Raw genomic sequence first — 11,345 nt, forward strand, 5'->3', positions numbered from 1 at the left:
ATAAGAATGCAAGAAATTATTTTAGCTATCATAGCAGGGTTAATCGTTGGATTTGTTTTTGCTTTAATTAAGTTACCAATTCCAGCGCCACCGGCTCTACCCGGTATTATGGGTATATTTGGAATTTATTTAGGGTACAAGCTTTATGAAATGGTTTGGCCGATGATTATGAAGTAGAAGGAGAGGTTGACATGGCATACGCTTCTTATAAGGGAACAAAGATTTTTTATGAAGTGCGGGGGAGAGGGCTACCACTTGTCTTTATTCATCCTCCGGCCATGTCCCATCTTACTTTTCGGTATCAATATCCGTTATCTTTTCTTGGTAAAGTGGTCGTTCTTGATTTACCTGGTAATGGACATAGCAAAGATAAAAATACGAAAGCTTTATCGATTGAGGAACAAGCAGAGTGCGTACGAGTGGTTTTAAAGAAGCTTCGTGTAAAAAAAGCAATCATTATTGGGTATTCAAATGGAGGCTCGATTGCTCAGGAGTTTGCTCTGCGATTTCCTGAGATTACAATTGGCTTAATATTATTGGGTGGCTTTCCTGAAGTGGCAACTTTCATGCTAGATAAAGAATTTAAGCTGGGTATGTGGGCGTCGAAGAAAAGATGGATGTCTCTCATTAGCTATATTCTCCCAAAAGCTCATTTTAAAAATAAAATTCATGCGAAAGAAATGCAGTCAATCATTCAAGAGGTTGATCCTAATTGGCTAAGTGAAACCTATAAAATAGGTCATGAATATCAATCCATCCACAGACTTAATCAACTTAACATGCCATTACTATTGGTTTATGGCAAACAAGATATCATCATGCATCATTACATCTATGATTTCGTAAAAAAAGCACATGATGTAGAGGTAGTTTTGGTATCGGGTGTTGCTCATCAAGTCCCTACAAAGCGGCAGGATGAATGCAACCAAGTGATTAGCGAATGGCTTAAACGAAGAGAGCTCGTCTAACATTAGCTTGGATCTATTCTTTATCAATCGGATGAGCGAGAAAGTCTTTGTATGTATCTATATAGAGCTTTCCATTTGGAGCCAACACTGCATACATCACATCCTTAATAAGGATATTTCTTTTCGAGACTTCTGATTGCAGCCAATGTAAGTCGATGTTATTCTCTGTTAGGTTTCGCCTAATAATCTCACCGTCCATTATTAATTCAACCGGTACGACCCGGTCTTCAGATTTACTTTCGAGTTGTAAATCTTTCTTGATCACTTGCCGATACTCTTGTTTCTTTAAAGCCGTTAACGTTCCATTTGGTTCAATCATTGCGACGAGGACTTCATCTACATCGTAAATATTATTCTCACGTAATTGTTGATTCATGTAATCTAACGTGTAGCGCATCTTCCTCATATTTCCCTCGAGAATTTTCCCGTTTTCAATAATGACCGTCGGATGACCTGCAAAAAACTTACGTACGCGACGGTTTTTCATCGATATGTACTCAATCACATAAATGATCAAAACAAAGATTACAAAGGAGATTAGTACATTATGCATAGGCACACTTGTATTAAATGCTAAGTTTGCCGTAATCGACCCAAGTGTAATGGTCGCAATAAAATCGAATGTCGTCATTTGAGAAATAGTTTGTTTTCCAAGTAACTTAGCACTGAGTAATAAAGAAGTAAAAGCGACAATCGTTCGTGTCAAAATTTCAACATGTTCCGCCATAGCACCCTCCACTTTAGAATTTCTTCAACAGTCTTACCAAATGGAATAAAGCCTATGCTAAAAACCCAATATAACAAAGCGTGATTAACTATTTACATTTTTTTCATGAACGTATGATTGACAACTTGATTTAACAGGAGTAAATTAACTCTATGAAAACGGAAGATAACCATTTCTTTGTGATGGTTTTWAAAAAAGGAGTGGTAAGACATGGCTAAAAAGAAAAAGCAGTTTGCAGTCATTGGCTTAGGACGTTTTGGAGGAAGTGTTTGTAAAGAGTTATACGAAAGAGGGCATGAAGTGCTTGCGATCGATAAAGATGGAGATAAGGTTAGTGAGTACGTTGCTTACTCGACGCATGCGATGCAAGTTGATACGACCGATGAAAATGCGATGAAGCAAATTGGAATCTCTAATTTCGAACATGTAGTAGTAGCAATTGGTGACAATATCCAAGCTAGTATCTTAACAACGCTTGTTTTWAAGGAAATGAATGTTCCTATCGTATGGGTGAAAGCTCAAAATAATTATCATCATAAAGTATTAGAAAAGATCGGGGCAGACCTTGTCGTCCATCCAGAATCAGACATGGGACGTCGTATAGCTCATAATATGGCTTCTGAGAAAGTGATCGATTTCATTGACCTTTCAGATGAATATAGTATCGTCGAACTTCGCGCAACAGATAAGGTAAATGATAAGACGCTCGTTCAATTAAATGTACGTGCGAAATACGGGGTAACAATCCTTGCTATGAAGCGAGGAGAGGAGATGAATATCTCGCCAATGCCAGATGACCTTATTCATAAAGGCGATATGCTCGTGGTAATGGGTCATAAACTAGATATTAACCGATTTGAGGACGAGGGACTTTAAGAATGAGAGGGGCAGGAACATATCTAAGGGGTTTAACTCAGGATACGAACGAAGCGCTAAATGAGCAGATGAAATATACGTAGACCTCCTACGGAATGAAAAGCAGAGGTGAGACCCCACGAGGAGGCTCACCAGCTTCCCGCGGAAAGCGAAGTATATTTCAGGAACGGTATACATAGACCGCATCAGTAATGTTCGATTTTCCATAAGTTAAAATACTTTTGTCCCAGCCTCTCTTTGTTGTTTATAGCAGGCCTGAGATTAATGTCGCCAATTTTTCTTTGCCACGTTGAAGGAATGGTCGTGAGTTGAAAGTCTCGATTGTCATTCTTTGCGCTGTGAAAATGTCATGCTCGAGTTGATCTAACACAACTTGCACGATCCTTTGATCATACAAGAGACAATTGATTTCATGGTTAAGATGGAAGCTTCGTTTATCAAAATTTGCGGTCCCGACATCGGCCATCTGCGTATCAATGACAATGGCCTTGGCATGAAAAAATCCTCGGTAATATTGATATACTTCGATGCCCGCTACAAGTAAATCCTTGAAATAAGGAAAAGCTGCTTCCTTTACAAATGGGTGGTCGCCTTTTTTGGGCAAGATTAAGCGGATATCGACCCCGCGCTTTGCGGCCTCAATAAGCGCTTTTTGCAAAGGTTTTCCAGGTATATAGTATGGGGTACCGATCGTGATTGTTTTTTTTGCTTGGCTTATTAAAGAGATAAATGATTCCTCAAGATAACTCCCATCTGTCGGTAAGATGCGTAAAGGATGAGGGCCTTTTCTAAGACTTGGGTAGAGCGCTTCTTCTCGTACAAATTTTTGCTTAGCCGTCTGCCAGTCTTCTAAAAATTGTTCTTGAAGATCCTGAACACCGTCCCCATTTAGTCGAAGGTGGAAATCACGCCAAGGACCAAATTTAGGGTCACGTCCTAAGTACTCATCTCCAATATTAAACCCTCCAATGTACCCAACGCGTCCATCAACAATAACGAGCTTTCTGTGATTGCGCCGATTAAGAGTGAAGAATAAATAGGGGAAGCTTACAGGGTGAGAATAAGCAAATCGAACCCCTTTTTTCCTCAGTTGCTTAATGGTCTTTCTCGATAGGTCACAACCAAAACGATCGACAAGGACACGAACTGTAACCCCTTCTTGAGCTTTATCTGCTAAAATTTTAAGTGCCTTATTTCCAATGTGATCTTCCTYGAAAATATAAAAAAGAAGATGAATGTGATGCTCTGCTTGAGAAAGGTCGGCAAATAAAGCCTCAAAARAATCATCCCCTGTTGCAAGGAAATCAACATCCCCGTAACGAGTAACTTGAGTATGGCGAGTTGCTTCCTTACGTTGCTTCTTCTGTCCCAAGACAAAATCCATTCTAAGCCAAGTAAATAACAATACAATGAGCACAAGTGTAATAATCAATCCATTCATCTTCTCACCTCCTACGCGACGACATTTATTTATTCGTATCATGCCCGACTGAGAAGAGTGGTATGTATCAATGGGTCCAATTGAAACATTAGGTTGTAGTGGATCTCACGAAAATAATGGCGTATCCAAAGGAATCTCAATGGCTTTAAAGGATAAAAGTCAATGGCTCATAAAAATTGTAAAAAAAAATTTAACTTTTTTATCGACTGAATGCTCATTCACATAAATATGTGCTATAATGACCGTAATAATTTATTATTTTCTAAACATTCAAATTAGACGTAGCAACTTATGTGTCAGCAGAAATATTTAGCTAGGTCGAAAAGGGGGACGTTTAAGATGGAAGCGTTAACATGGGTTAATCTTGTTGCCTTTCTACTTGTGACGGGGTATGCGTTGTACTTATTTGCAACACTCGTTATGACACGTGTTGAGTACATCAAGCTCGGTAAGAAGGCAGAGTTTGATCACTCTATGAAAGAGCGACTTGAATCGGTTTGGGTAAATGTGTTCGGACAAAAGAAGTTATTGAAAGACAAGAAGAGCGGGATCATTCACTTAATGTTCTTCTACGGATTCTTGCTTGTGCAGCTTGGCGCAATTGATTTAATTTGGAAAKGGCTAGCAGTAGGATCACATCTACCGCTTGGACCACTGTATCCATACTTTACGTTCTTCCAAGAAATCGTTGTTGTGATGATCTTGATCGCTGTAGTTTGGGCTTTCTATCGTCGTTATGTTGAGAAGCTTGTTCGTCTAAAGCGTGGGTGGAAATCTGGTCTAGTCCTTATTTTCATTGGCGGATTAATGACATCGAAGCTACTCGCAAAAGGGATGGAAATCATCTGGCTTGATAAATCAATGAGTGGTTTTGAGCCGATTGCATCAGGAATTGCTACAGCATTTAGTTGGGTATCTCCAGCTGTTGCAGGTGGATTGTTCTTTGTTTTCTGGTGGATGCACTTATTATTCTTATTAACATTCTTAGTGTATGTTCCACAATCAAAGCATGCTCATTTAATCGCCGGCCCTGCAAACGTCTTCATGGGTCGTACGCATAAAGTAGGTCGTCTATCTTCTATTAACTTTGAAGATGAGACGCAAGAGCAATTTGGTAACAACAAGATTGAAGACTTTAATCACAAGCAATTGCTTGATTTATATGCCTGTGTGGAATGTGGTCGATGTACGAATATGTGTCCGGCAACTGGCACAGGAAAAATGCTTTCTCCAATGGATCTAATCGTTAAAATGCGTGATCACTTAACGGAAAAGGGAGCAGCTGTTACATCAAAGTCTGCATGGCTTCCGGAATTTGCGTTCTCTAATACAAAAGCAAACCAACTAGCTATGCAAGGTGCTGGTGGTCAAGAAGCGGCAGCTGGTTATGATGTAAGTCTAATTGGCGATGTGATTACAGAAGAAGAAATTTGGGCTTGTACGACATGCCGTAACTGTGAAGATCAATGTCCTGTAATGAATGAGCATGTTGATAAAATCATTGATATGCGCCGTTACCTTGTTTTAACAGAAGGTAAGATGGATGCTGATGCACAGCGTGCGATGACGARTATTGAACGTCAAGGAAATCCATGGGGTATTAGCCGTAAAGAGCGTGAAAACTGGCGCGAGGGTCGTGAGGATATCCATGTTCCGACCGTGAAAGAACTTGAGAAAAAAGGCGAGGAATTCGAATTCTTGTTCTTTGCAGGGTCAATGGGTTCATATGATAAACGAAGCCAAAAAATCGCTCAGTCTTTCGCTAAAGTAATGAACGAAGCAGGCGTTACATTTGCGATTATCGGAAACAAAGAAAAGAACTCAGGCGACACACCACGTCGTCTTGGAAATGAATTCTTATTCCAAGAGCTCGCTAGTGCAAACATTGAGTTATTCAACAAGCATAATGTGAAGAAGATCGTAACAATCGATCCTCATGCATACAATACGTTTAAAAATGAGTATCCTGATTTCGGACTTGAAGGAGTAGAGGTGTATCACCATACAGAACTTCTTGCTGACCTCATTAAAGAAGGCCGTATTAAGCCAACTAACGAAGTCGATGAAACGATTGTTTATCATGACTCCTGTTACCTTGGTCGCTACAATGAAGTATACGAGCCACCACGTGAAATTCTTGCTGCGATCCCTGGGGTTAAAGTGGTTGAGATGGATCGTAATCGTCAAAACGGAATGTGTTGTGGAGCCGGCGGCGGTATGATGTGGATGGAAGAAGATGCTGGTCAACGTGTAAACGTTGCTCGTACAGAGCAAGCACTTGAAGTTGAGCCATCGATGATTGGAACAGGCTGTCCATATTGCTTAACGATGCTAAGCGATGGTACGAAAGCAAAAGAAGTCGAAGAAGACGTACAAACGTTGGATATTGTAGAAATTTTAGAAAAATCACTTATTAAGAAGGAAACCGAACTAGTTCAGTAGAATAGTAAGTAATATAGTAGAAAATTCAGGAGAGTTGTCGACTCGCGTCTAGCGAGTCCTGCTCTCATGTTTTATGACATCATATGAAAGCGCAATCACACTTGCGCTTTTTATCAGCAATTCTACCGAGCGAGCGTTCGGTCAATAAATGCATGAATCGAAAGGGGAATAACGATGAAAACAGTCATTGTCAGTGGAGCTCGTACACCTTTTGGGAAATTTGGAGGCGCATTAAGTAGCCTAAAAGCGTCTGAACTTGGGGGCATTGTTTTAAAAGAAACATTAGCTCGCGCAAACTGGAAAGGCGAGAATGTGGATGAAGTCATCATAGGAAATGTACTTCAAGCAGGTCAAGGTCAAATACCATCTCGTCAAGCATCGAATAACGCTGAGATTCCTTGGAGTGTTAAAACGGAAACGATTAATAAAGTTTGTGCATCAGGMATGCGCAGTGWAACACTAGCTGATCAAATCATCCGAGCGGGTGATGGAGAAGTTATTCTTGCAGGTGGGATGGAGTCGATGAGTAATGCTCCTTACTACGTACCAAAAGCAAGATGGGGCGCACGGATGGGGAATGTTGAACTGGTTGATGGAATGGTATTTGACGGCTTAACTTGCTCGTTCCGTTCTGTTCATATGGGTTCTTATGGAAATGGAGTGGCTGATGAACTAGCGTTGTCTCGAGAAGTACAAGATGAGTGGGCTGCTAGAAGTCATGGTAAGGCACTTAGTGCAATTGAGTCGGGGACATTTAATGAGGAAATCGTCGCTGTACCAGTACCCCAACGTAAGGGTGATCCTGTATTAGTAGAACGTGACGAGGCACCGCGTCCTGGTACCACGGCAGAAGGCTTGGCTAAATTAAGACCTGCTTTCGGAAAAGACGGCACCATTACAGCTGGAAATGCACCGGGAGTGAATGACGGAGCAGCAGCTATGCTTCTTATGTCAGATGAAAAAGCAAAAGCTGAAGGGATTGAACCACTGGCAACCATTGTCGCTCATCATGCGATTGCGATTGAGCCCGAGAATTTCCCTAAGACACCAGGTCTTGTTATTAATGAGCTATTAAATAAAGCAGGAAAAAGCGCTAGTGACATTGATCTTTTTGAAATTAATGAAGCATTCGCAGCGGTTGCCCTAGCAAGTAACCAGATTGCCGAGCTTGATCCGGAGAAAGTAAATGTAAACGGTGGTGCTGTCGCACTTGGACACCCAATCGGAGCAAGTGGAGCACGTATTATTTTAACACTTGCACATGAGTTAAAACGTCGCGGTGGCGGGCTGGGAATTGCAGCTATTTGTAGTGGTGGCGGTCAAGGTGATGCTGTATTAATTGAAGTGAAATAAATAAACATTTAACAAAAATAGAGGAGTGGAGACTTCATGRGTATGAAAAAAGTAATGGTGATCGGTGCAGGGCAAATGGGCTCAGGAATTGCTCAAGTACATGCAATGGCAGGAATTGACGTGATCTTACATGACTTAAAACAAGATTTTGTTGATCGCGGACTTTCGACCATTCAAAAGAACTTAAATCGTCAAGTTGAAAAAGGGCGTCTTGAAGAAACGAAGCGAGATGAGATTCTTTCACGTCTTACACCATCAACGGACCTACAAAATGCTTCTGATGTTGACCTAGTAATCGAAGCAGCAGTGGAAAACATGGAGATTAAATCAAAGCTTTTTGCTGACCTTGATAAAATCGCACCAGAACACGCGATTCTTGCAACGAATACATCTTCTCTTCCTATTACAGAGATTGCAGCTGCTACGAACCGCCCGGAAAAAGTAATCGGTATGCACTTTATGAACCCAGTTCCAGTCATGAAATTAGTTGAGATTATTCGCGGACTTGCAACAACAGATGAAGTATATCAAGCAATTGAAGATCTTTCACGAACATTATCAAAAACTCCAGTAGAAGTGAATGACTTCCCAGGCTTTGTTTCAAACCGTATTTTAATGCCAATGATTAATGAAGCAATTTATACGGTGTATGAAGGGGTTGCCACGCCTGAGGCAGTCGATGAAGTGATGAAGCTTGGTATGAACCATCCAATGGGACCACTTACTCTGGCTGATTTTATCGGACTAGATACATGTCTTTATATTATGGAAACATTGCATGATGGGTTTGGAGATGACAAATACCGTCCATGTCCATTGCTTAGAAAATATGTGAAAGCTGGCTGGTTAGGTAAGAAAACGGGCAGAGGATTTTACGTTTACGAATAAGCGATCGAACAAAGCGAAGCAGCCGCTATAAAAGAAGACATACAGATTTTGGAGGTGCAGAGGATGAATTTACGATTTACAGAAGAGCAAGACATGATGCGAAAAATGGTACGTGACTTTGCACAAGAACAAATTACGCCATTTATAGAAGAAATGGAAGAAAACGAGACGTTCCCACGTGAGATTGTCAACAAAATGGGAGAGCTTGGCTTAATGGGTATTCCAATTCCAGAAGAGTACGGCGGGGCTGGGATGGATTTCACTTCTTATATTATTGCTATTAATGAATTATCTAAAGTGAGTGCGACAGTTGGGGTTATTTTATCGGTACACACCTCCGTTGGCACAAATCCAATTCTCTATTTTGGGACAGAGGAACAAAAGCAAAAATACATTCCAAAGTTAGCTAGTGGAGAATACTTAGGTGCCTTTGGACTTACAGAGCCTGGTGCAGGTTCTGATGCCGGCAGCTTAAAAACAACGGCGAAAAAAGATGGCGATGATTATCTTTTAAATGGCTCAAAAGTGTTCATTACAAACGGTGGGGAAGCAGATGTATACATCGTATTTGCCTCAACCGATTCTACACTTGGCTCAAGAGGAATTTCTGCTTTTATCGTAGAGAAAGATACCCCAGGGTTTTCAGTAGGGAAGAAAGAAAAGAAAATGGGTCTTCATGGCTCAAATACAACAGAGCTTACTTTTGAAGATGCGCGTGTTCCGGCTAGTAATCTCCTAGGAAGCGAAGGAGAAGGCTTCAAAATTGCAATGAGTAATCTTGATGCAGGACGAATCGGAATTGCAGCACAATCTCTTGGTATCGCTGAAGCTGCACTTGAAGCAGCTGTTGGTTACGCAAAAGAACGCAAGCAGTTCGGAAAGCCGATTGGGCAACAGCAAGGGCTTGGCTTCAAGCTTGCTGATATGGCGACAAAGGTAGAGGGTTCAAAACTGTTAGTCTATCAGGCTGCTAAACTACGTGAGCTTGGTAAGGACAGTGGAAAACAGGCGTCGATGGCAAAGTTATTTGCCTCACGTACAGCCATGGAAGTAGCAATCGAAGCTGTGCAAGTATTTGGTGGCTACGGCTATACAAAAGAGTATCCAGTGGAGCGCTTTTTCCGTGACGCGAAAATTTGTGAGATTTATGAAGGAACAAGTGAAATTCAACGTGTCGTGATTAGCAAGCACTTACTAGCAGATTAAAGGGGAGAAACATAATGAACTTTTTATTAACTGATGAACAAGATATGATCCGTAAAATGGTACGCGACTTTGCGAAAAATGAAGTAGAACCAACAGTAGAAGAGCGTGATGAGGAAGAGCGTTTTGACCGTGAAATCTTTGATAAGATGGCGGAACTTGGTTTAACAGGTATTCCGTGGCCTGAAGAGTACGGTGGAATTGGTGCAGACTATGTGAGTTATTGTATTGCAGTTGAAGAGTTATCACGTGTTTGTGCATCAACGGGTGTAACACTTTCTGCGCATACATCGCTTGCAGGCTGGCCGGTATATAAATTTGGTACAGAAGATCAAAAACAAAAATTTCTACGTCCTATGGCAGAAGGTAAGAAGATTGGGGCATATGGTTTAACGGAGCCAGGTTCAGGTTCTGACGCAGCTAGAATGAAAACAACAGCGATTCTTGATGGTGACCATTATGTACTAAATGGTTCAAAGATCTTCATTACAAATGGTGGGATTGCTGATATTTACATCGTATTTGCGGTAACAGATCCAGAAGCACGTCATAAAGGAACGACTGCATTCATCGTTGAAGCAGATACTCCAGGTTTCTCTGTTGGGAAAAAAGAGAAGAAACTAGGCATTCGTTCATCTCCTACAACTGAAATTATCTTTGAAGATTGCCGTGTGCCAAAAGAAAACATGCTTGGTAGTGAAGGTGAAGGCTTTAAAGTTGCGATGATGACACTTGATGGTGGGCGTAACGGAATTGCTGCTCAAGCAGTAGGGATCGCTCAAGGTGCACTTGATGCAGCGGTAGGCTATGCAAAAGAGCGTAAACAATTCGGTAAGCCAATTGGTGCACAACAAGGGATTGGTTTCAAGCTTGCAGATATGGCTACTAAGATTGAAGCAAGTCGTCTATTAACGTACCAAGCAGCATGGAGAGAAAGCGAAGGTATTTCATACGGTAAAGAGTCTGCGATGTCTAAGCTTTTCGCTGGTGATACAGCAATGGATGTCACAGTTGAAGCCGTTCAAGTATTTGGTGGCTATGGCTATACAAAGGACTATCCGGTAGAGCGTTACATGCGTGATGCGAAAATTACTCAGATTTATGAAGGTACAAATGAAATTCAACGCCTTGTTATCTCTAAAATGTTGTTAGCCGACTAATCAACATTAAATGATAGATCGTAGCTTCAATTTTTAGTATGCTATTAAGTAACATAAAGGGGTCTAGGGGCAGTGAGGCATCTCACTGCCAGGTAGACCATTGGCATATAAAAAGAGAAATACGATAAAAGGAAGTAGGTTGACAGGTTTGAAAAAAAAAGCAGTGCCCTCAATGKTAAAGGATCAGCAATTAGTCAAAAAACGTCGTGAGCAAATGGTTAAAGGAGCCGTGCGTCTTTTTATTGAAAAAGGATTCCACCGCACAACCACAAGAGAAATTGCAAAAG

The 11,345-nt window shown here is 41.1% G+C and carries 11 protein-coding genes; 9 read left to right on the forward strand and 2 right to left on the reverse strand.

Features of this window, described 5'->3' with window-relative positions:
* Nucleotides 1-6 precede the first annotated feature (6 nt).
* Complete coding sequence (locus AB685_RS22540) at nucleotides 7-177, forward strand: XapX domain-containing protein (protein WP_047972833.1); 171 nt, start codon at nucleotides 7-9, stop codon at nucleotides 175-177.
* Nucleotides 178-191: 14 nt separating this feature from the next.
* Nucleotides 192-968: an alpha/beta hydrolase gene (locus tag AB685_RS22545; protein WP_047972823.1), complete on the forward strand. Its 777-nt coding sequence runs from the start codon at nucleotides 192-194 to the stop codon at nucleotides 966-968.
* A 13-nt stretch (nucleotides 969-981) separates the two neighbouring features.
* Here the strand turns inward: AB685_RS22545 and AB685_RS22550 are convergent, their stop codons facing one another.
* A complete protein-coding gene (locus AB685_RS22550) occupies nucleotides 982-1,695 on the reverse strand; it encodes a DUF421 domain-containing protein (protein ID WP_047972824.1) in 714 nt (237 codons plus the stop codon).
* 210 nt (nucleotides 1,696-1,905) lie between these two features.
* Between AB685_RS22550 and AB685_RS22555 the strand changes: the two genes are divergently transcribed.
* Entirely contained in the window at nucleotides 1,906-2,571 is a 666-nt protein-coding gene (locus AB685_RS22555) for a TrkA family potassium uptake protein (protein WP_047972825.1), read from the forward strand.
* 244 nt (nucleotides 2,572-2,815) lie between these two features.
* Here the strand turns inward: AB685_RS22555 and cls are convergent, their stop codons facing one another.
* The gene (cls, locus tag AB685_RS22560; RefSeq protein WP_053073921.1) at nucleotides 2,816-4,012 is read right to left on the reverse strand and encodes a cardiolipin synthase; all 1,197 of its coding nucleotides are present in this window, start codon (nucleotides 4,010-4,012) and stop codon (nucleotides 2,816-2,818) included.
* Nucleotides 4,013-4,351: 339 nt separating this feature from the next.
* Here cls and AB685_RS22565 point away from each other — a divergent pair, with 339 nt between their 5' ends.
* From AB685_RS22565 to AB685_RS22590, 6 genes are all read left to right on the forward strand, one after another.
* A complete protein-coding gene (locus tag AB685_RS22565) occupies nucleotides 4,352-6,454 on the forward strand; it encodes a (Fe-S)-binding protein (protein ID WP_047972827.1) in 2,103 nt (700 codons plus the stop codon).
* A 174-nt stretch (nucleotides 6,455-6,628) separates the two neighbouring features.
* Nucleotides 6,629-7,807 (forward strand): acetyl-CoA C-acetyltransferase, encoded by a 1,179-nt coding sequence (locus AB685_RS22570; RefSeq protein ID WP_047972828.1) that lies wholly within the window; start codon nucleotides 6,629-6,631, stop codon nucleotides 7,805-7,807.
* A 36-nt stretch (nucleotides 7,808-7,843) separates the two neighbouring features.
* Entirely contained in the window at nucleotides 7,844-8,695 is an 852-nt protein-coding gene (locus tag AB685_RS22575) for a 3-hydroxybutyryl-CoA dehydrogenase (RefSeq protein WP_047972829.1), read from the forward strand.
* Between the two features lie 63 nt (nucleotides 8,696-8,758).
* Complete coding sequence (locus AB685_RS22580) at nucleotides 8,759-9,901, forward strand: acyl-CoA dehydrogenase (RefSeq protein WP_047972830.1); 1,143 nt, start codon at nucleotides 8,759-8,761, stop codon at nucleotides 9,899-9,901.
* A 14-nt stretch (nucleotides 9,902-9,915) separates the two neighbouring features.
* Nucleotides 9,916-11,058: an acyl-CoA dehydrogenase gene (locus AB685_RS22585; RefSeq protein WP_047972831.1), complete on the forward strand. Its 1,143-nt coding sequence runs from the start codon at nucleotides 9,916-9,918 to the stop codon at nucleotides 11,056-11,058.
* A 148-nt stretch (nucleotides 11,059-11,206) separates the two neighbouring features.
* On the forward strand, nucleotides 11,207-11,345 hold a 139-nt coding region (locus AB685_RS22590; RefSeq protein ID WP_131709645.1), incomplete at its 3' end, for a helix-turn-helix domain-containing protein.

The sequence above is a fragment of the Bacillus sp. LL01 genome, assembly GCF_001037965.1.

What these genes read in the sequence shown, in the direction of transcription:
- AB685_RS22545 (WP_047972823.1), top strand. Translation starts at nt 192, where the DNA reads ATGGCATACGCTTCTTATAAGGGAACAAAGATTTTTTATGAAGTGCGG.
- AB685_RS22550 (WP_047972824.1), bottom strand. Translation starts at nt 1,695, where the DNA reads ATGGCGGAACATGTTGAAATTTTGACACGAACGATTGTCGCTTTTACT.
- AB685_RS22585 (WP_047972831.1), top strand. Translation starts at nt 9,916, where the DNA reads ATGAACTTTTTATTAACTGATGAACAAGATATGATCCGTAAAATGGTA.
- AB685_RS22540 (WP_047972833.1), top strand. Translation starts at nt 7, where the DNA reads ATGCAAGAAATTATTTTAGCTATCATAGCAGGGTTAATCGTTGGATTT.
- AB685_RS22580 (WP_047972830.1), top strand. Translation starts at nt 8,759, where the DNA reads ATGAATTTACGATTTACAGAAGAGCAAGACATGATGCGAAAAATGGTA.